Genomic DNA, 19,898 nt, shown 5'->3' with positions numbered 1-19,898 from the left:
CGTCACCTCGTGCCCGTCGCGTGCAGCGACCGGGCGGTTCGTGCCGGTGAGTGGGCACGAACCGCCCGGTCGGCGGTCAGGACGGGCACGAAGTGCCCGCTCGGTCAGGCCTCGGGGGCCTTGGGCACGTCGACCGGACCGTCGGAGTCGTCCGGACCCTCGAGGTTGCCCTCGTCGTCACGCTGCGGCTCGATCGCCAGGTCGGCGGTCTCGAACGGCGGCAGGTCGGGGACCGTGGAGTTCTTCTGACCCCTGAAGGTGAACTTCGCCGTCGGGCCCTCGCCCTCGACGTCCACGAGCACGATCTGGCCGGGGCCGACCTCGCCGAAGAGCATCTTCTCGGCGAGCACGTCCTCGATCTCGCGCTGCACCGTGCGACGCAGCGGGCGTGCACCGAGCACCGGGTCGAACCCGCGCTCGGCCAGCAGCGCCTTCGCGGGCTGGGTCAGCTCGAGCGACATGTCGCGGTCCTTCATGCGCAGCTCGACGGCGGCGATCATGTTGTCGACCATCGCCACGATCTGCTCCTGCGACAGCGGGGGGAAGACGACGATCTCGTCGACTCGGTTGAGGAACTCGGGGCGGAAGTGCTGCTTGAGCTCCTCCGACACCTTGCTCTTCATCCGCTCGTAGGAGCCCGCCGGGTCTGCGCCGACCGCGCCGAAGCCGAGGTTGACGCTCTTGGCGATGTCACGCGAGCCGAGGTTGGTCGTCATGATGATGACGGTGTTCTTGAAGTCGACCACACGACCCTGGGAGTCGGTCAGGCGGCCTTCCTCGAGGATCTGCAACAGGCTGTTGAAGATGTCGGGGTGGGCCTTCTCGACCTCGTCGAAGAGCACGACCGAGAACGGCTTGCGGCGCACCTTCTCGGTGAGCTGGCCGCCCTCCTCATAACCGACGTAGCCGGGGGGCGAGCCGAACAGGCGCGACACCGTGTGCTTCTCGCTGAACTCGCTCATGTCGAGCTGGATCAGCGCGTCCTCGTCACCGAAGAGGAACTCCGCGAGCGTCTTGGACAGCCACGTCTTGCCGACACCGGACGGGCCGGCGAAGATGAACGAGCCACCGGGGCGCTTGGGGTCCTTGAGACCCGCACGCGTACGACGGATGGCGCGGGAGAGAGCCTTGACGGCCTCCTCCTGACCGATCACGCGCTTGTGGAGCTCGTCCTCCATCTTGAGCAGACGGGTCGACTCCTCCTCCGAGAGCTTGACGATCGGGATGCCCGTGGCGACGGCCAGGACCTCGGCGATCAGCTCCTCGTCGACCTCGGCGACCTCGTCGAGGTCACCGGCGCGCCACTGCTTCTCGCGCTCGGCACGGCGGGCAGCGAGCTGCTTCTCCTCGTCGCGCAGGCGGGCCGCAGCCTCGAAGTCCTGCCCGTCGATGGCGGCCTCCTTGCGCTGGCGCACGTCGGCGATCTTCTCGTCGTACTCGCGCAGGTCCGGCGGCGCGGTCATCCGGCGGATGCGCAGTCGCGAACCGGCCTCGTCGATGAGGTCGATGGCCTTGTCAGGCAGGAAGCGGTCGGAGATGTAGCGGTCGGCCAGCGTCGCCGCCGAGACCAGGGCCTCGTCGGTGATCGTCACACGGTGGTGCGCCTCGTAGCGGTCGCGCAGGCCCTTGAGCATCTCGATCGTGTGCGCGATCGAGGGCTCCTGCACCTGGATCGGCTGGAAGCGGCGCTCGAGCGCGGCGTCCTTCTCGAGGTACTTGCGGTATTCGTCGAGCGTGGTGGCCCCGATGGTCTGCAGCTCGCCACGGGCCAGCATCGGCTTCAGGATGCTGGCGGCGTCGATCGCGCCCTCGGCCGCACCGGCCCCGACGAGGGTGTGGATCTCGTCGATGAACAGCACGATGTCGCCGCGGGTGCGGATCTCCTTGAGCACCTTCTTGAGGCGCTCCTCGAAGTCACCGCGGTAGCGCGAGCCGGCGACGAGCGCACCGAGGTCGAGGGTGTAGATCTGCTTGTCCTTGAGCGTCTCGGGCACGTTGCCCTTGACGATGTCCTGCGCGAGGCCGGCCACGATCGTGGTCTTGCCGACACCGGGCTCGCCGATGAGGACGGGGTTGTTCTTCGTGCGGCGCGACAGGATCTGCATCACGCGCTCGATCTCCTGCTCGCGCCCGATGACCGGGTCGAGCTTGCCCTCGCGGGCGGCCTGGGTGAGGTTCTGGCCGAACTGGTCGAGGACGAGCGAGCTCGAGGGGGCCTCGCCACCGGAGCCGGTGGTCTGGGCGCCGGACGCGGCCGACTCCTTGCCCTGGAAGCCGCTGAGCAGCTGGATGACCTGCTGGCGCACCCGGTTGAGGTCGGCGCCGAGCTTCTGCAGCACCTGCGCCGCGACGCCCTCGCCCTCACGGATCAGCCCGAGCAGGATGTGCTCGGTGCCGATGTAGGAGTGGCCGAGCTGGAGCGCCTCGCGCAGCGAGAGCTCGAGCACCTTCTTGGCGCGCGGGGTGAACGGGATGTGGCCGGACGGGGCCTGCTGGCCCTGGCCGATGATCTCCTCGACCTGGGCGCGCACGGCCTCCAGGGAGATGTCGAGGGACTCGAGGGCCTTGGCAGCGACGCCCTCGCCCTCGTGGATGAGGCCGAGCAGGATGTGCTCGGTCCCGATGTAGTTGTGGGAGAGCATGCGGGCCTCTTCCTGGGCCAGCACGACAACTCGCCGGGCTCGGTCGGTGAACCGCTCGAACATGTGCGCTCCTCTACGTCTGCGTGGTCCACGGGTCCGGCACGGGGCCGGGGTGCGGACACTGGGCTCAACGCCCGAGATCAGCCTACGTGTTCCCGCCCCATGCACGAGCCCGTCCGCTCACAGCGAACGGGCCCGTGACGAGGAGGGGTGACGTCAGTGCGCGGCGTCGTAGGCCTGCTGCACGTCGGCGGAGATGCGCCCGCGCTCGGAGACCTCCATGCCCTGCGCCTTGGCCCACTCGCGCACGTCCTTGGTGTTGGACGCCGAGGAGGTGGATCCCGACGACTTGCGCGCCCGGCGGCCGCCGCCGGTGACCTTGCGCGCGTGGCCGACGTAGCCGCTCATCGCGTCGCGCAGCGCGGCGGCGTTGGCGTCGTTGAGGTCGATCTCGTAGGACGCGCCGTCGAGGCCGAAGGAGACGGTCTCGGTGGCCTCGGAGCCGTCGAGGTCGTCGACGAGGACGATGTTGACCTTTTGTGCCATGGGAGTTGTTTCCTTTGCTCTTTTTCGGCGAGGAGGGAATTGGAGTGTGACAGCAATCTTGCATTGGCACAAAAGAAAGAACGAGGAAAGACAAGGAGTCAGGAATTCCCTGACGCGGACAATTCAGGAATTGCGCTCGAATACGAGCCGCAATCCCTGCAGCGTGAGCCACGGGGAATGGTGGGTGAAACATGAACAATCATCCACGAGAAGCGCTGCCAAATGGCCGGTGGAAATCACCGTGACGTCGGCTTCGTCCTCACCGAGCTCGGCGATCATGCGCGCGACGAGGCCCTCGACCTGGGCCGCGACGCCGAAGACCATGCCGCTCTGCAAGGCCTCGACCGTGTTCTTGGCGATCACCGAGCGCGGGCGCGCGAGCTCGACCTTGCGCAGCTGCGCGCCGCGCCGCCCCAGCGCCTCGAGGGAGATCTCGATGCCCGGCGAGATCGCGCCGCCGACGTACTGCCCCTTCGCGTTGACCACGTCGAACGTCGTGGCGGTGCCGAAGTCGACCACGATCGCCGGACCGCCGTAGAGGGTGGCGGCGGCGAGCGAGTTCACGATGCGGTCGGTGCCGACCTCGCGCGGGTTGTCCATCAGCACCGGGATCCCGGTGCGCACCCCGGGCTCGACCACGATCGCATCCACGGCGGCGAAGTGCCGCTCGAGCATCTCGCGCCACTCGTGGAGCACCGCCGGCACGGTCGCGCACACCGCGATGCCGTCGACGTCGTCGAAGCGCCCGGCGAGCAACCCACGGATCAGCACCGACCACTCGTCGGCAGTGCGTCGCTCGTCGGTGGCCACCCGCCAGTGGGCGGTGACCTCGTCGCCGTCGAGCAGGCCGAGGAAGGTGTGGCTGTTGCCGATGTCGGCGGCGAGCAGGCTCATGCGGAGAGATCCATGCCGAGGTCGAGGACCCGCACCGAGTGGGTCAGCGCGCCCACCGAGACGAAGTCGACGCCGGTGGCGCCGACGCGGGCGGCCCGCTCGATCGTGATGCCGCCGCTCGCCTCCAGCGGGACGCGTCCGCCGGTGCGGCGTACGGCCTCGGTCATGGTCGCGTCGTCCATGTTGTCGAGCAGGATGCGCTCGGGCGGCTCCGGCAGCGCGAGCAGCTCGTCGAGCTGGTCGAGGGTGGTCACCTCGACCTCGACCGGCAGGCCGGGGTGGCGGCTGCGGATCGCCTCCAGCGCCGGCAGCACTCCCCCGGCGGCGATGACGTGGTTGTCCTTGACCATCGCCATGTCCTGGAGGCTGCTGCGGTGGTTGACGCCGCCACCGCAGCGCACGGCGTACTTCTGCAGCGCGCGCAGGCCGGGCAGGGTCTTGCGGGTGTCGAGCACCCGGGTCGGCGAGCCCTCGAGCGCGTCGACCCACCGGGCGGTCGCGGTGGCGATGCCGGAGAGGTGCGAGGCGAGGTTGAGCGCGGTGCGCTCGGCGACGAGCATCCGCTGGGTCAGCCCGGTGACCCGCATGACGACGTCGCCTGCCGCGACCCGCGTGCCGTCGGGCACCCGGTCGGTGACGGTGGCGTCGGCGCCGAGCATGAAGAAGGTCAGGGCGGCGACCCCGAGACCGGCGACGACACCGGGCTCGCGGGCGGCGAGGACGGCCTCGGCCCGCGCGTCGAGGGCGATCGTCGAGGTGCTGGTCGGGTCGCCCGCCTCAGGGTCGGGGAGGTCCTCCTCGACCGCGCGGCGCAGGAGGTCCCAGACGTGGTCGAGGTCGAGGCCGGCAGCGGCGATCTCGTCGCGGAGTCCGACAGGGACGTCGTCGAGGCTGGTCATGCGGTGACCTCACTGGTCGAGGGATCGGTCGAGGGCGAGTAGGTCCACTCGACCCGGATGGTGCCGTCGGCGTCGAGCCACGAGTCGACGTGCCCGGCCCGCGAGTCGTCGCGATCGGGGAAGTCCTCACGCCAGTGCGAGCCGCGGGTCTCGGTGCGCAGCGCGGCGGCCTCGGCCAGCGCGGTGCTGATCGCGAGCAGGTTGGTGGTCTCCCACGAGGCCGGCTCGATGACGGCGTCGCCGTGGTCGAGGCCGGAGAGGTAGGCCAGCGCCTCGGCGAGCCCGTCGGCCTGGCGGAGCACGCCGACGCGCGTGGTCATCACGTCCTGCATGCCCCGCCGGCGCTCGCCGTCGACGATGCCCTCGAGGCGCTCGTCGACGACCGGGTCCGCCCAGGCACGCAGCTCGCCGGGCAGCACGTCGGCGATCCGGCGCGAGAAGACCAGCCCCTCGAGCAGCGAGTTGGAGGCCAGGCGGTTGGCGCCGTGCACGCCGGAGCACGCCACCTCTCCGGTGGCGTAGAGCCCGGGCACGGTCGTACGTCCCCACAGGTCGGTCGCGACGCCGCCCGAGGCGTAGTGCTGGGCGGGGGCCACGGGGATCAGGTCGGTGACCGGGTCGACCCCGTGCTCGCGGCAGACGCGCAGGATGGTGGGGAAGCGTCGCTCCCAGAACGACTGTCCGAGGTGACGCGCGTCGAGCCACATGTGCGGCTTGCCCGTCTCGATCATCCGTCGGGTGATGGCCTTGGCCACGACGTCGCGCGGGGCGAGGTCGGCGAGCTCGTGCTGGCCCTGCATGAAGCGGGTGCCCTCGAAGTCGACGAGGAAGGCGCCCTCACCGCGGACCGCCTCGGAGATCAGCGGCTGTTGGCCCTGCGAGTCGGGCCCGAGCCACATCACGGTCGGGTGGAACTGCACGAACTCGAGGTCGCGCAGCCGGGCGCCGGCACGCAGCGCCACGGCCATCCCGTCGCCGGTGGACACGCTGGGGTTGGTCGACTGGCTGAAGACCTGCCCGAGCCCACCCGAGGCCAGGACGACCGCGCGGCAGTGGACGGCGCCGACGCCGTCGCGCTGGCCCTCCCCCAGCACGTGCAGCGTCAGCCCGGCCACACCGCCGTCGTCGCCGAGGAGCAGGTCGACGGCGAGCGCGTGCTGGACGACCTCGATCTCAGGAGCCCGCTCGACGGCGGCGATGAGGGCGCGCTGGATCTCCGCTCCCGTGGCGTCACCCCCCGCGTGGGCGATGCGGTCGCGGTGGTGGCCGCCCTCGCGGGTCAGCGACAGCTCGCCGTCGGGGTGGTGGTCGAACTGGGTGCCGAGCGCGATCAGCTCGCGCACGGCCTCGGGGCCCTCGGTCACCAGCGCGCGCACGGCGGCGACGTCACAGGCCCCCGCGCCGGCCACCAGCGTGTCGTGCTCGTGCTGCTCGGGGGTGTCGCCCGGGCCGAGCGCGGCCGCGATGCCGCCCTGGGCCCACTGGGTCGAGCCCGCCGAGAGGACGTCCTTGGTGACGACGAGCAGGTGCAGCGAGGGATCGGCGGCGTGGATCCGCAGCGCGGCGGTGAGCCCGGCGATCCCGGACCCGACCACCACGACGTCGGCACGGGTGGTCCAGCCGGGTGCCGGCGCGCGGAGGCGGCCGGGGACCGGCCGGTCGTCGTTCATCCGGCGAGGCTAGCGAGTGACCAGGTCGCCGCGTGAGAGCGAGGCGTCGCCGAACGTCTCCGCGGGGTCGAAGCCGGTGCCCATCACCTTGTTGTCGGCGTCGACGAACACCACGTGCGGCTTGAGCTCCCTGGCCTCCGCGGTCTCCATCTGGGCGTAGCCGATGAGGATCACGGTGTCGCCGGGGTGCACCAGCCGGGCGGCGGCGCCGTTGATGCCGATCACGCCCGACCCGCGCTCGCCGGCGATCGTGTACGTCTCCAGGCGGGCGCCGTTGGTGACGTCGACGATGTGCACGAGCTCGCCGGCCAGCAGGTCGGCGGCGTCGAGCAGGTCCTCGTCGACGGTCACCGACCCGACGTAGTGCAGGTCGGCCTGGGTGACGGTGGCCCGGTGGATCTTCGACTTCATCATCGTGCGCAGCATCAGCCGCTCCTTCAGGTGGTGGTCGAGCCCGCGAGTGCGGTGCCCGCCAGGGGGACCGAGCGTTCGAAGACGATCGGCATGTTGTCGATCAGGCGCGTGGAGCCGACGCGGGCGGCGACCAGGATGCGGCCCTCGCCCGTCTCCGGCGCCTCGCCGAGCTCGGGCGAGGTGAGGGCGAGGTAGTCGAGCTCCAGCCCCGGCGCGACGTTGAGGACCGACATCGCCGCCCAGCGCGCGGCAGGGACGCCGTACGTCGCCCGCTCCTGCGCGGCCCGCAGCGCCTTGCTCAGCAGCGCCGCGGTCCCACGCTGCTCGGCGTCGAGGTAGCGGTTGCGGCTGGAGAGCGCGAGGCCGTCGGGCTCGCGCACCGTCTCGGCGCCGATGATCTCGATGCCCATGCACAGGTCGCGCACCATGCGGCGGACCAGGGTCAGCTGCTGGTAGTCCTTCTCGCCGAAGACGGCCACGTCGGGGCGGACCAGCCCGAAGAGCTTGGCGACCACCGTCAGCACCCCGTCGAAGTGGCCCGGCCGTGACTCCCCGTCGAGGATCGTGGCCAGCGCGCCCGGGGCCACCGTCACGCCGTCGTGCACCGAGTCGTGGCTGAAGCCCCCGGGGTACATCTCCTCGACGCTCGGCGCGAAGACGATGTCGACACCCTCGGCGGCGCAGACCTCGAGGTCGGCCTCGAGGGTGCGGGGGTAGCGGTCGAGGTCCTCGGTCGGCGAGAACTGCATCGGGTTGACGAAGATGCTCACCACTACCGGCCCGTCGGTCACGGCCCGGGCGGTGCGCACCAGGCTCGCGTGCCCCTCGTGCAGAGCGCCCATCGTCGGGACGAACGCGACGCGAAGACCGGAGCGCCGGGCGTCCGCGAGCAGGCCGGCGAGCTCCTCGCGCGTGTGGGCGAGGACGGGACGCGAGGTCATCGAGCGACGTCCGAGGCCCGCGCCAGGGCCGAGGCCTGGGCGGCGTCGAGCACCCGCAGCATCGCCGAGGCGCGGATCGGCAGGAGGCGGCCGTCGGTGACGGCCCGGTCGATGGTGGCCTGCGCGAGCGCGACGTAGGACGGCAGGGTCTGCGGTGCGTCGGCGACGAGACCGGCCACGTGGGCGCGCACGGTCTCGACGTCGCCGCGCACGATCGGTCCGGTCAGCGCGGCGTCGCCGTCGGCCAGGGCGTTGTCGAGCGCCGCGGTGAGCAGCGGGCGCAGGGTCGCGGCGGGGTCGTCGGCGCCGGCGGCGGACAGGATCTCTATCGCCTCGGCGACCAGCGTGACGAGGTGGTTGGCACCGTGCGCCAGACCCGCGTGGTAGAGCGTGCGGCGCTCCTCGGGCACCCACATCGCGCGACCGCCGAGGTCCTCGACGAGGTCCTCGGTCAGGGCACGGTCGGCCTCCGCGGCGGTCACGCCGAAGACGCAGCCGGCCAGCCGGGGCAGGTCGACCTCGGTGCCGGTGAAGGTCATCGCCGGGTGCAGGGCGACCGTGCGCGCCCCCACCTCGCGCGCCGGCTCGAGGACGGCGAGGCCGTGGCGACCGCTGGTGTGCACCACGACCTGTCCCTCGCGGATCGCGCCGCTCGCGCTCAGCATGGTGACGACGTTGGACAGCATGTCGTCGGGCACGGTGAGCAGCAGCAGGTCGCACGCGCGGGCCACGTCGGAGGGCTTGGCGGCTGCGACGCCGGGCAGCAGCGCCTCGATGCGGCCACGGGAGGCGTCGGACTCGCCGGCTGCGGCGACGACCTCGTGGCCCGCGGCGCGGAGCGCGGCGGCCAGGACGGCGCCGACGCGGCCGGCACCGACCACACCGATGGAGAGCTTCGTCATGTCGACCTCTTCGTTTCAGTCCCTCGCGGGTACCGATCTACTGCGATCAACAAGGAGCCTACGCCTGCGGATTCCGTGGTGGGAACGGCTCGAGGCGTGACGCACGCCACGCCTGCCACGAGTGACGGCGTACGTCGTCAGGCGCGGAGGTGGAGCTTGGCGTGGTCGGGGTCGTCGACGACGAACGGCCGCGGCGCCCGCGGCAGCCAGGTGTGGGTGACGTGGTCGACGACGTGCACGCCGTCGGGGGCCACGATCTCCACGACGCCCTCGGGCACCTCGCCGTCGTGCAGCGCGTTCCACACCAGCCACTCCCGCCGCTTGCGGCGGTTGCGGATCGAGGTCGCGAAGGACTCCGGGTTGGTCCAGTGGGCGAACTCGTCGCCGTCGAGCCACTTGAGCTCCACGCACAGGCCCTGCGGCAGCGCGAACTGCTCGATGCGGTCGGGCGTCGTGCGGATCTCCCACTCCGGGGCCTTGGTGTAGACGTAGTCGGGGCTCATCGGGAAGCCCCACTCCTCGATGTTGCGCAGGCCCAGGTCGAGGAAGGCGCGCCGCTCGGACTCGATGTAGAGCCCGTGGCGCGGGAAGCGGATGACCGCCTCGGCCATCCCGACCTGCCACGACAGGTCGGCCATCGACACCTCGCCCTCGGTGGTGAGCACCATGTCGCCGTCCCACTTCCACGAGTAGCGGGTGCGGACGTGGGAGAAGCACCAGTTGTAGAAGTAGGCCAGGGAGTGCACGGAGCGCTCGTTGACCGCGAGGTGCTCGGCGCCGGCGCGGGCCACCTCGAAGGGGTAGTCCTTCAACGTGAACCTGTCCGACAGCCCGTGCTCGGCGGCGACGCGGAGCGCCTCCTCACCGGTGCCGTCGTCGGAGCCGTTGTCGACGAGCAGCACGTGGTCGCACGCGCGCAGCAGCGGCGGGAGCACGAACCTCAGGCCCGGTGCCTCGTTCTTGACCCGGAGCACCGCCGTCGCGCCACGGCGCAGCCCACCGGACTGGTTCCAGGGCCAGACGATGTCGAAGTCCGTGTGGCCCTCGATGTTGGTGAGGCCGTCGCCCGAGCCGATCGGGACGGTCACTGGTCGTCCCGGGTGCGCCCGAGCGCCTTGCGCACCCCGCGACGCACCGACGGCGGGATCGCGGCGCGTACGTCGTGGGGCACCCGGTCGGCCAGCGAGCGCGGCTCCTCGCGGGCCTCGGCGAGCGCCTGGCGCTTGCCCTGGAGCCGGGCGTGGAGGGCGGTCGAGCGGGTGATCGCCTCGGCCTCCTCGTAGAGGTCGACGTACTCAGCGCGCAGCTGGTCGAAGGTCGCGTGGGCGGCAGTGGTGTCGCCTCCCTCGTCGGCGAGCTTGTTGAGCTCGTCCCAGGTCGCCGCGGTGAGCTCGTGCAGCCGCCTGGGCAGCGCGAGGTCGTCGAGCGTGGACGTGACCCGGCGCAGGTGCGGGTCGATGAAGCGGTGCACCTCGCGGATCTGGTCGCTGCGGGTGTGGATGATCGTCTGCAGGTCGAGCGCGTGCCCCAGCGCCGTCGTGGTCCTCACCCAGTCGGTCAGCAGGTCCTCGTAGCGGACGAAGACGCGGCCGCCGTCACCCTCGGCGGGCCGGGTGGCACGCTCGGTGTGCAGCAGCATGTTGACCCAGCTGGCGGCGAGGTGGGCCGAGCCGAGCTTGTTGGCGTAGTACTTCTGCTTCGAGCCGACCACCTCGGCCGGCGGGCGGAGCATCGTGGCGAAGACCGGCGTGGCGCCGGTGCGGATCGCCGCGACCCGCCACAGGCCGAGGAACCAGCTCAGCCGCGGGTCCTTGACGACCAGCTCGGGGTGCTCGCCGAAGTGCGGCTCGAGCCACTCGCTGACCCGGATGCGGGCGGGCTCGCGGCTGCAGATGCGGCCGGTGTCGAACCACGCGTTGGGCCGCGAGTCGCTCACCTGCACGAGCGCCTCGGCGAGCCACTCGTCGTGGACGTCGACGACCCACTGCGGCTCGCTGAACCCACGCGGGTTGGAGTCGTCGGGCGGCACCTCGGGCAGGGGGACGTGCATGCCGAGCCGGGACACGATGCCGGCCAGGGTGCTCGTGCCGCTGCGGCCGGCACCGGCGACGAAGAGGACCTTGCGCGGCACTCCGTCGGGGTTCATCTCGTCGATGGCTCTCGGCTGCTCGGTCACGGCGGGCAGCCTACCGGCGGCTAGGGTCCGGCCGTATGAGGCTCTTCTCCCGGGCTCCGCTGCTCGGCGTGGTCATCCCTGCGTGGGGCGTGGAGGACTACCTCGACGACTGCGTGCGGTCGCTGCTCGCCCAGACGCACACGCGCTGGGAGGCGGTGATCGTCGACGACGGCGCGACCGACCGCACCGGCGAGATCGCCGACGAGTGGGCGCGCCGCGACAACCGCATCAGCGTCGTGCACTCGGCCAACGGCGGGCTCGGCGCCGCACGCAACCTCGGCGCCCGGCACGTGCGCGGCGACCACCTCGCCTTCCTCGACTCCGACGACGTCCTCCCGCCCACGGCGTACGCCGACCTGGTGGGCGCGCTCGAGCGATCGGGCTCCGACTTCGCGACCGGCTCGATCGTGCGCTGGGAGGACGGCCGGCTCGTCGAGCCGCCCTGGATGCGCCGGCTGCACCGCCCGCTCCGCGGCGCGCGGATCGAGCAGCGCCCCGAGATCCTCGGCGACGTCTTCGCGTGGAACAAGGTGTGGCGCCGCTCCTCCTGGGACGCAGCCGGGCTGACCTGGCCCGAGGGCGTGCGCTACGAGGACCAGCCCACGACGACCCGGGCCTTCCTCGACGGCACCTTCGACGTGCTCGACGAGGTGGTCTACCACTGGCGCATCCGTGCCGGGTCGATCACCCAGACCCGCGCGTCATCGGTGCAGGACCTCACCGACCGCTGGTCGACCAAGCGGGAGGCGCTGGCGTCGGTGCGCGCGCACGGGTCGGCCGAGGTGGAGCAGGTCTTCGTCGACCGGGTGCTGGCCGGCGACCTGTGGCGCTACTTCCTGCTCGTGCCGGGCTGCTCGCCCGAGTGGTGGCGGCTGCTGCGCTCGGGCGTCCTCGAGATGTGGGGGCAGCGCTCGCTCGTGCACAGCGGGCTGCCGCCGGTGCACCGGCTCGCGGGGTGGCTCGTGGCCGAGGACCGGCGCGCCGACGTGACCGCCCTCATGGAGTGGGCGGCGAGCCTCGAGGGTCCGGCGCCGCGGGTGCAGGACGTCGCGACCGGTGCGTGGCGGCTCTCGGTGCCGCCCTCGGTCCTGGACGAGACGAGCATCGCACCGGAGGCGCTGGCGCTGCGGGACCACGAGGTCTGAGGCTGCCGCGCGAGGACGCACGAGGGTCGGGACGCAGACGAGCCCCGGACCGCGAGACGCGGACCGGGGCTCGTGGCTGCAGCAGTCTCAGCCGAGCAGGCCCTCGGAGGTGAGGAACTCCTTGGCGACGTCCTCGGGCTTGGCCCGGTCGACCGCCATCTTGCCGTTGAGCTCGGTGAGCTTCTCGGTGGTCAGCGCCGCCATCAGCGGGTTCAGGATGTCGGCGACGTCCGCGTGGTCGGCGAGGAAGTCGGCGGAGACGGCCGGCACGAGGTTCTGCGCGGGCTGGATCGCCTTGTCGTCCTCGAGCACGACGAGGCCCTGCGACTCCAGGGTGCCGTCGGTCGTGGAGGTCTCGCCGAGCTGCGACTCGCCGTCGATCACCGACTGGTAGGTCTGGTCGGAGGCGTAGCCGAGCTCGAGCACCTTGGTGACGTCGATGCCGTACTGGTCGGACAGACCGCCCTCGCAGTCGAGGCGGCCCTCGCAGTCGGGCGCCGCGGCGAGCACGACGCTCTTGCCCTCGAGGTCGGAGAGCGTGGTGACGCCCTCGGACTCGGAGTAGTCCTTCGTCACGAAGAAGGCGTTGGTGTCGGTGGCCGGGGAGATGTCGAGCAGCGTGATCCCGGCGTCGTCGAGCAGGCTCTTGCCGTCGTCGGCGAGCTGCTGGCCGTCGCCGGCCTCGAAGGGCTCGGCCTTGTCGCCGTTGGCCTGGGCGTTGAGGAAGTTGACGATGCCACCGACGTACTCGGGGACGATGTCGACGTCGCCGGGGAAGGTGGGCATGTAGGCGTCACGCGAGTCGACCAGCTTGGTGTCGACCGTGTAGCCGGCGTCCTCGAGGAGCTGCTCGTACATCGAGGCCACGAGCGTGGCCTCGGGGAAGTTCTGCCCGGCGATGGTCACCGAGCCCTTGTCGGCGCTCGCCGAGGACGAGTCGTCGGAGGTCTTGTCGTTGGACAGGTCGTCACCGGCGCAGCCGGTGAGGGCGAGGGCGCTGGCGGCGAGGACCGCGGCCAGGGAGCGAGCCAGGTGCATGGTGTTCCTTCTGTGTCCCGCAGCGTCGGCTGCGCGTGTCCGGATGTGCGTCGTCAGCCGACGGTTTCGGCAGTCGGGTCAACGGTAGCCGGGGCCACCGACAAGGCGTCTGCGCGACCACCTGTTGGGGTGCCGCGCCGGGAGGGGTCCACCGCGCGCTGGGCGAGCGCGGCCAGCAGCTCGAGCACGAGGGCGACGGCGGCCACCACGAGCGCGCCCGCGATGCCCTTGCCGTAGTTGGAGCGGAAGAACCCGTCGGTGATGATCTGTCCCAGACCCGGTCCGGCGACGAGCGCGGCGATGGTCGCGGTCGCCCACACCTGCACCAGCGCCAGCCGCAGGCCCGACACGACCAGGGGCAGCCCGAGGGGCAGCTCGACGCGCCAGAACCGCTGCCACCCGGTCATCCCCATGCCGCGCGCCGCCTCGCGCACGTCGGGCGCGACCTCGCGCATCGCGACGTACGAGTTCGTGATGATCGGTGGCAGCGCGAAGAGGGTCAGCGCGAGCAGGGTCGCCAGCCCGGCGCGTCCGTAGGGACCGAGCTCGTCGGTGCCGGGCCACGGCGCCACGACGAGCAGCGCCAGCAACGCGAAGGTCGGGATCGCGCGTCCGACGTTGGAGATGTTGATGGCAAGGAACCCGCCGCGACCCAGGTGGCCCAGCCACAGCGCGACCGGCAGGCCGATGACCATGGCCATCAGCAGCGCGGTCAGCGTCAGCAGGAGCTGCTGGCCGAGCAGGGCAGCGATGCCGTCGCTGCCCGACCAGTTGGCGCCGTCGGAGAGGTAGCGCCACATGTCGCCGAAGACGGTCATGCTCTCGCTCCCCTCGTCCAGGGCGTGAGCATCCTCTGCACCAGCACCAGCAGCGCGTCGAGGGCGAAGGCCAGCACCACGCACAGCAGGGAGGCGGTGAAGAGCTCGGCGCGGAAGTTGGTGAGCACGCCGTCCTTGATGAGGTTGCCGAGACCGCCGTAGGCCACCAGGGAGCCGACGGTGGTGAGCGCGACGGTGGAGACCGTGGCCACGCGGAGCCCGGCCATGACGACGGGGAGCGCGAGCGGGAGCTCGACGCGCAGCAGGAGCTGGCCGCGGCCGTAGCCGAGGCCGGTCGCCGACTCGCGTACGTCGTCGGGCACCGACCGCAGGCCCTCGAGCAGGCTGCGCACCAGGATCGTCAGCGCGTAGAGGGCCAGGCCGATCACGACGGTGGTCGCGGTCAGGCCGGTGAAGGGCACGAGCAGCGGGAACAGCGCGAGCGAGGGCACGGTGTAGATGCCGGTGGTGACCGCGAGGATCGCCGACTCCAGGCGCGGCAACCGGCGGGCGAGGAGCGCGAGCGGGAAGGCGATGGCCAGGCCGAGCGCGACCGACACGACGGTGATGCCGACGTGCTGGATGGTGGCGTCGACGATCTCCTGCTGGCGGTCGCCGACGTAGTCGAGGCAGACCCAGTCGTTGACGAGGCGGCTGTAGCAGCTCGGATCGTCGGCGGCTCCCAGTAAGGTCACCGCATGGACGCTACACGCAGCGCGGAGCCGATGATCAGGCTCGAGGGCGTCGGCAAGACCTACCCCGACGGCACCGTCGCCGTCCACGAGCTCGACCTCGACGTGGCCCGCGGCGAGATGGTCTGCCTGGTCGGCCCCTCCGGCTGCGGCAAGTCCACGACGCTGAAGATGATCAACCGGCTGATCGAGCCGACCACCGGCCGCATCTGGCTCGACTGCCAGGACGTCACCGACGCCGACCCGGTGGAGCTGCGCCGTGGCATCGGCTACGTCATCCAGCAGATCGGGCTCTTCCCCCACCAGCGCATCGAGCAGAACGTGATGACCGTCCCGCTGCTCTACGGCGAGTCCAAGTCGACCGCGCGCGAGCGGGCCCACGAGCTGCTCGCCACCGTCGGCCTCGAGCCGGCGCAGTACGCCCGCAAGTACCCCCACGAGCTCTCGGGCGGCCAGCGACAGCGCGTCGGCGTCGCTCGCGCGCTCGCCGCCAACCCGCCCGTGCTGCTGATGGACGAGCCGTTCGGCGCGGTCGACCCGATCGTCCGCGGCCGGCTGCAGGACGAGTTCCGTCGTCTCCAGGCCGAGCTCGGCAAGACCGTCGTGCTGGTGACCCACGACATCGACGAGGCGATCCGCATGGGCGACCGCGTCGCGGTGTTCGCCGCCGGCGGCCGCCTCGCGCAGTACGCCACCCCCGGCGAGCTGCTCGCCCACCCCGCCGACGAGCAGGTGGCCGACTTCGTCGGTGCCGGCGGCCTGCGCACCCTCACCGTCACCCGCCTCCGCGAGGAGCACCTCGAGCCGCTCGACGGCGTCTCCACCGGCGACCTGGGCTCGGCGATCGACATCGACTCCTCGCTGGAGGACGCGCTCGCCGCGATGCTGCGCGACGACAAGGCGATGATCGGCGTGCGCCGCGGCCCGACCTTCCTCGGCGTGCTCACCCCGGCCGGGGTGCACAGGGCCCTGCGGGCCTCGCTGCGCTGATCGTCAGCGGGTCAGGTGACCGGCACGTCCCGGTGCCAGGACTGCGTGACGTACTTCGTGCCCCAGCCCATCGCGGTGTAGAGGCCGTCGGCGCCGGTCGGTGAGTCGGCATCGACCTCGAGGCCCACGCGGTCGCGTCCGCGCGACGCGGCGTCGGCGATGATCGTGCGCAGCAGGCCGGTGGCGACGCCGCGGCCTCGGGCGGACTCGAGCACGCCGAGGTAGGAGACGTAGGACCCGTCCGGGCCCGCGTCGGACTCGCTGACCGTGCCGACGAGCGCACCGGCCGGCTCGGGGTCGCCGTCGCCGTCGGTGATCTCCGCGAGCCACCAGTGGTCCCACCGGTGGCCGGGGTCCTCGCGCAGGCGGTGGATGAACTCCTGGAAGGTCTCCTCCGCGGAGTTGAAGTGGTCGGTGAAGGCGCCCTCGAGCACCTCGTGCACCGCGCGCAGGTCGTCGACGTCGGGCATGCCGCCGGAGTCCGGACCGCCCTCACGAGCGACCAGGCGGAACACGACGCCCTTGCGCTCCCAGCGGGCCGGGTCGGGGACGAGCTCGGCCTCGTCGGCCTCCACCGAGCGGCTCATCTGCCACCACGTGCGTACGCGCTCGAAGCCGGCAGCGGCGAGCCACGCGTGCTGGCGCTCGTCGTCGGCGAAGGCGCCGGTGTCGATCTGCTGGACCTCGAGGCCGCGGGCGGCGCCGACCGCTCGAGCCTGCGCCTCGGCCCACTCGAAGAGCACATCGCTGCAGCGGTCGGCCGCGCGGTCGTCGATCTCGCGGTCGACGATGTGCACGAAGAGCATGCGGCCCTCCGCGCGGTCGTGCACGCTCCCCCAGGCGCGGATGCGGCCCTGGCCGTCGCGCACGACGAGATTCTCGCGCATCGCGAGGCCGTGCTCGGAGACCTCGACGAGCACCTCGTCCTGGCCCGAGCCGGCCCACCCGCGACCGGCGCGCTCGTGGGCACGGAGCAGCTCGGTCAGCCGCTCCACGGTGGCGGGGTCCTCGCCGTCAGGCGCCTCGGCGCTCCAGCCCTTCGGGAGCCCCGGGTCGTCGGGCAGCGCGTCGTCGGGGTCGCTCTCGAACCGGTTGTCCTCGGGGATCATGGACGACCATTCTTCCGTACGCCCGGACAGCGGTGGCGGAAAGGCTCAGGCGCTGCGGTGGTTGCGGCGCGCGGCGGCGGCGCGCAGCGAGTCGAGCTCGGCGCGGACGACGTCGATCTCGGCCTCGAGCTCGGCGACGGCGACGATGGCCTCGGCGGCGCGGTTCTCCGCGTCGTCGCGGCCCCGCTCGGCGGCATCGCGACCACGCTCGGCGGCGTCGGCGCGGCGGGCCTCCTGGCCACGCTTGAGGGTCTGCTCCGCAGCGTTCTTCTGCGCCGAGGACAGCGCGCGCTCGAGCACGTCGATGGCCTCCTCGCGCTCGAGGATCTTGCGGCGCATGTCGGCGGCGAAGGTCGCGGACTCGGCCGTACGACGCTCGGTCAGGACGCGGTACTCCTGCGCCTGCTCGGCGCGGTCACGCGCCGCGTCCCGCCGGGCCTGCATCAGCTCGGAGTGCGTGATGCGGGTCGCCGCGGCGCCCATCAGCACGGCGAGGACGGCAGCGACGGCGGTGAAGCCGGCCGACGACGACGCGAGCGCGACGACGACCACCACGGCAGCGACGGCGAGCAGGCCGACCGCGACCGCCAGGCGCGTGCTGCGCTGGCGACGGCGGGCCGGGGTGCGGGACGCCTGTGACTGCTGAGGCTGCTGGGAGGACATGGGCCCCAGACTAGGGCTGCGAGCCCCGGTCGCCCGTGCGACACGCACGCTCCAGCACCAGCGAGGCGAGCGTCACCCCCGCGGCTCCCGCGGCCGCCACGACCGACCGCACGATCCAGCGGTCGGCGAGCTGGGAGGCGTCACCGAGCCAGCTGACGGCGTAGCCGACGTAGCCGCCGGTCACCACGGCGCCGCCCAGTGCGCACGCGCGGGCCAGGACCAGGCGGTTGACCGCCCGGTGCGGCTCGAGCCGCTCGCCGCGCACCTGCACGGTCTGCCAGGTCTGCCACGCCAGGAAGGCCATGATCCCCGCGACCAGCACCAGGGCGAGCGCCTGCACCCACGAGATGAGCGGGGGACGCCCGACCAGCCGGCTCATGACGGGGTGCAGGCCCCACCCGACGACCAGCCCGGCGACCGCACAGGCGGTCAGGGAGCCGGCCGAGGTGGGCCGCAGCGTGCCGCTGGGCTGCGGCGGCTCGCCGTCGGGGGCGTCGTTCACCCGTCCCCGCGGCGTCGTGCGGAGGAGCGCAGCGGAGGAGCGGGACGTCGTGGGGTGGTCATCCGACTTCGAGCGAGAGGTCCTCGCGCCGGCGGACACCGGTGGCGTCGGCGGCGTCGAGGAGCTCGGCGATGGGGCCGTGCTCGGGGAAGACCGCGTCGGGCTCGAGGTCGTGCCACGGCTGCAGCACGAACGCGCGCTGGTGCGCCCGCGGGTGCGGCAGGCGCAGGAAGTCCTCGTTGGAGCGACGGTCACCGACGACGATGAGGTCGACGTCGAGCGTGCGCGGCGCGTTGCGCACCTCGCTGCGCTCGCGCTCGAAGGCGTCCTCGACGGCGAGCGCGCGCTCCATCAGTCGGGCCGCGGGGAGCGTGGTGTCGGCCAGCAGGACGGCGTTGAGGTAGGGCCCGGAGCCGTCGGGGGCGTCGACCGGGTCGGTCTCGTAGACCGGCGAGACGCCGGTGACGAAGAAGTCGGGGGTGTCGGCGAGGGCCTCCACGGCCCCCTGCAGCGTGGCCATCCGCTCGCCGAGGTTGGACCCGAGAGCCAGGACCACCCGCCGGATCGGGTGCATCTCTCCGGTGAGGGAGTCGGTGTCCACGATGTTGGGGTTGGGGGTCTCAGTCATGAGCGTTGCCTCGCGTTCTGGTGATCGTCAGCGCGACGTCCGAGTACGTCGCGTCGATGGGTGCATCAGGCTTGTGCAGCGTGACTCGCGCCCATTCAACACGACGGTCGCTCAGGCACGTGTCCGCGATGCGCTGGACGACGGTTTCTATCAGGTCGACCGGCTCGCTCTCGACGGCCGCCTTCACGTCCATGACCAGCGTGCCGTAGTTCACGGTGTCGACCAGGTCGTCGGAGGCCGCGGCCGGGCGGGTGTCGATGCCCAGCACGAGGTCGACCACGAAGACCTGCCCCTCACGCTTCTCGAAGTCGAAGACACCGTGGTGCGCGAAGCACTCGATGCCACTGACGCTCAGCTCGTCGGTCATGCGTCGTCCTCCCGGGTGGTGACCCAGCTCGTCCGGCCGGGCTGTCGCAGGCTCATGGCTTCGGCCACCGCGAGGGCGTCGCGGGTGGCTCGTACGTCGTGCACGCGCAGGCAGTCGACCCCGCGGGCGGCCAGCAGGGCGACCAGCGCCGCGTGGGCGTGCTCGCGCTCGTCGACGGGGCGCGGCACGCCGTCGACGCCCAGCAGCGAGCCGAGGAACGACTTGCGGCTGGCCCCGACCAGCAGCGGGCAGCCCAGCGGCTCGAGGAGGTCGAGGAAGACCAGCAGCTGCCAGTTGTGCTCCGCGGTCTTGGCGAAGCCCAGCCCGGGGTCGAGGACGATCCGCCCGAGGTCGATCCCGGCGGCGAGCGCGGCGTCGAGGCGCTCGGCGAGCTCCCGACGTACGGTCGCGACGACCCCGTCGGGCGAGTAGTCGGTGAAGTCGCGCATCCGGTCGGCGTGGGCGCGCCAGTGCATCGCGACGTACGTCGCGCCGTGGTCGGCGACGACCTCGAGGACCCGCGGGTCGGCGAGTCCTCCGGACACGTCGTTGACCGTGCGCGCGCCGGCGGCCAGCGCGGCCTCCGCGACCTCGGACCGCATGGTGTCGACCGACACGGACGCCCCTGCGGCGACGAGCTCACGGATGACCGGGACGACCCGGTCGAGCTCCTCCGCGACGAGCGGCCGGGTCGCACCGGGACGCGTCGACTCGCCCCCGATGTCCAGGACGTCCGCGCCGTCGCCCAGCAGCTGGAGGCCGTGGGCGACCGCTCGCTCGGTGGTGTCCCAGCGACCCCCGTCGGAGAAGGAGTCGGGGGTGACGTTGACGATCCCCATCACCCGGGGCATGCGGAAGGAGG

The 19,898-nt window shown here is 72.1% G+C and carries 21 protein-coding genes; 2 read left to right on the top strand and 19 right to left on the bottom strand.

The annotated features are described in order from the left end of the window. Positions 1-104: 104 nt before the first annotated feature. From ASG76_RS08755 to ASG76_RS08710, 10 genes are all read right to left on the bottom strand, one after another. Positions 105-2,705: an ATP-dependent Clp protease ATP-binding subunit gene (locus ASG76_RS08755; RefSeq protein WP_056602076.1), complete on the bottom strand. Its 2,601-nt coding sequence runs from the start codon at positions 2,703-2,705 to the stop codon at positions 105-107. Positions 2,706-2,858: 153 nt separating this feature from the next. Further along, a complete protein-coding gene (locus tag ASG76_RS08750; RefSeq protein WP_056602075.1) occupies positions 2,859-3,188 on the bottom strand; it encodes a histone-like nucleoid-structuring protein Lsr2 in 330 nt (109 codons plus the stop codon). A 123-nt stretch (positions 3,189-3,311) separates the two neighbouring features. Next, entirely contained in the window at positions 3,312-4,082 is a 771-nt protein-coding gene (locus tag ASG76_RS08745) for a type III pantothenate kinase (RefSeq protein ID WP_056602074.1), read from the bottom strand. Further along, positions 4,079-4,981 (bottom strand): carboxylating nicotinate-nucleotide diphosphorylase, encoded by a 903-nt coding sequence (nadC, locus tag ASG76_RS08740; protein WP_056602073.1) that lies wholly within the window; start codon positions 4,979-4,981, stop codon positions 4,079-4,081. Before nadC ends, ASG76_RS08745 begins: the two co-directional genes overlap by 4 nt. Further along, on the bottom strand, positions 4,978-6,651 hold the full coding sequence (locus tag ASG76_RS08735; protein ID WP_056602072.1) for an L-aspartate oxidase: 1,674 nt from the start codon (positions 6,649-6,651) through the stop codon (positions 4,978-4,980). Before ASG76_RS08735 ends, nadC begins: the two co-directional genes overlap by 4 nt. Positions 6,652-6,660: 9 nt before the next feature. Further along, positions 6,661-7,077, bottom strand: a complete 417-nt coding sequence (gene panD / locus ASG76_RS08730; RefSeq protein WP_056602071.1) for an aspartate 1-decarboxylase — start codon at positions 7,075-7,077, stop codon at positions 6,661-6,663. A gap of 11 nt (positions 7,078-7,088) precedes the next feature. Continuing rightward, complete coding sequence (gene panC, locus ASG76_RS08725) at positions 7,089-8,006, bottom strand: pantoate--beta-alanine ligase (RefSeq protein WP_056602070.1); 918 nt, start codon at positions 8,004-8,006, stop codon at positions 7,089-7,091. Further along, positions 8,003-8,908, bottom strand: coding sequence for a Rossmann-like and DUF2520 domain-containing protein (locus tag ASG76_RS08720; RefSeq protein ID WP_056602069.1), 906 nt, complete (start codon positions 8,906-8,908; stop codon positions 8,003-8,005). Before ASG76_RS08720 ends, panC begins: the two co-directional genes overlap by 4 nt. A gap of 137 nt (positions 8,909-9,045) precedes the next feature. Beyond that, the gene (locus ASG76_RS08715) at positions 9,046-9,996 is read right to left on the bottom strand and encodes a glycosyltransferase (RefSeq protein ID WP_056602068.1); all 951 of its coding nucleotides are present in this window, start codon (positions 9,994-9,996) and stop codon (positions 9,046-9,048) included. Beyond that, complete coding sequence (locus ASG76_RS08710; protein WP_056602067.1) at positions 9,993-11,084, bottom strand: sulfotransferase family protein; 1,092 nt, start codon at positions 11,082-11,084, stop codon at positions 9,993-9,995. The genes ASG76_RS08715 and ASG76_RS08710 overlap by 4 nt, the downstream gene beginning before the upstream one ends. A 35-nt stretch (positions 11,085-11,119) precedes the next feature. On the opposite strand from ASG76_RS08710, the gene ASG76_RS08705 reads away from it, so the two are divergent. After that, complete coding sequence (locus ASG76_RS08705; protein WP_056602066.1) at positions 11,120-12,229, top strand: glycosyltransferase family 2 protein; 1,110 nt, start codon at positions 11,120-11,122, stop codon at positions 12,227-12,229. An 87-nt stretch (positions 12,230-12,316) separates the two neighbouring features. Here ASG76_RS08705 and ASG76_RS08700 read toward each other — a convergent pair whose 3' ends face one another. From ASG76_RS08700 to ASG76_RS08690, 3 genes are read right to left on the bottom strand one after another with little or no spacing between them, the layout of a single operon-like run. Continuing rightward, on the bottom strand, positions 12,317-13,267 hold the full coding sequence (locus ASG76_RS08700; RefSeq protein ID WP_056602065.1) for an ABC transporter substrate-binding protein: 951 nt from the start codon (positions 13,265-13,267) through the stop codon (positions 12,317-12,319). Between the two features lie 53 nt (positions 13,268-13,320). Further along, a complete protein-coding gene (locus tag ASG76_RS08695; protein ID WP_056602064.1) occupies positions 13,321-14,085 on the bottom strand; it encodes an ABC transporter permease in 765 nt (254 codons plus the stop codon). Then, the gene (locus tag ASG76_RS08690) at positions 14,082-14,780 is read right to left on the bottom strand and encodes an ABC transporter permease (RefSeq protein ID WP_082587361.1); all 699 of its coding nucleotides are present in this window, start codon (positions 14,778-14,780) and stop codon (positions 14,082-14,084) included. Before ASG76_RS08690 ends, ASG76_RS08695 begins: the two co-directional genes overlap by 4 nt. A 3-nt stretch (positions 14,781-14,783) precedes the next feature. Here ASG76_RS08690 and ASG76_RS08685 point away from each other — a divergent pair, with 3 nt between their 5' ends. Beyond that, the gene (locus ASG76_RS08685) at positions 14,784-15,767 is read left to right on the top strand and encodes an ABC transporter ATP-binding protein (protein ID WP_056602063.1); all 984 of its coding nucleotides are present in this window, start codon (positions 14,784-14,786) and stop codon (positions 15,765-15,767) included. Positions 15,768-15,778: 11 nt separating this feature from the next. Here ASG76_RS08685 and ASG76_RS08680 read toward each other — a convergent pair whose 3' ends face one another. The 6 genes from ASG76_RS08680 to folP are packed head-to-tail and all read right to left on the bottom strand — an operon-like array spanning position 15,779 to position 19,887. Continuing rightward, on the bottom strand, positions 15,779-16,876 hold the full coding sequence (locus tag ASG76_RS08680; protein ID WP_082587360.1) for a GNAT family N-acetyltransferase: 1,098 nt from the start codon (positions 16,874-16,876) through the stop codon (positions 15,779-15,781). 45 nt (positions 16,877-16,921) lie between these two features. Continuing rightward, positions 16,922-17,539 carry a hypothetical protein gene (locus ASG76_RS08675; RefSeq protein WP_056602062.1) on the bottom strand — a complete coding sequence of 206 codons (618 nt, stop codon included), beginning with the start codon at positions 17,537-17,539 and terminating at the stop codon, positions 16,922-16,924. Positions 17,540-17,549: 10 nt separating this feature from the next. Further along, positions 17,550-18,041, bottom strand: a complete 492-nt coding sequence (locus ASG76_RS08670) for a DUF3180 domain-containing protein (protein WP_056602061.1) — start codon at positions 18,039-18,041, stop codon at positions 17,550-17,552. Between the two features lie 58 nt (positions 18,042-18,099). Beyond that, complete coding sequence (gene folK / locus ASG76_RS08665) at positions 18,100-18,669, bottom strand: 2-amino-4-hydroxy-6-hydroxymethyldihydropteridine diphosphokinase (RefSeq protein WP_056602060.1); 570 nt, start codon at positions 18,667-18,669, stop codon at positions 18,100-18,102. After that, positions 18,662-19,036: a dihydroneopterin aldolase gene (gene folB / locus ASG76_RS08660; RefSeq protein WP_056602059.1), complete on the bottom strand. Its 375-nt coding sequence runs from the start codon at positions 19,034-19,036 to the stop codon at positions 18,662-18,664. The genes folK and folB overlap by 8 nt, the downstream gene beginning before the upstream one ends. Continuing rightward, positions 19,033-19,887, bottom strand: coding sequence for a dihydropteroate synthase (gene folP, locus ASG76_RS08655; protein ID WP_056602303.1), 855 nt, complete (start codon positions 19,885-19,887; stop codon positions 19,033-19,035). The genes folB and folP overlap by 4 nt, the downstream gene beginning before the upstream one ends. Positions 19,888-19,898: the final 11 nt, after the last annotated feature.

Source organism: Nocardioides sp. Soil774, assembly GCF_001428125.1.
Classification (GTDB): domain Bacteria; phylum Actinomycetota; class Actinomycetes; order Propionibacteriales; family Nocardioidaceae; genus Nocardioides.
This window is presented reverse-complemented; position numbering and strand designations above follow the sequence as displayed.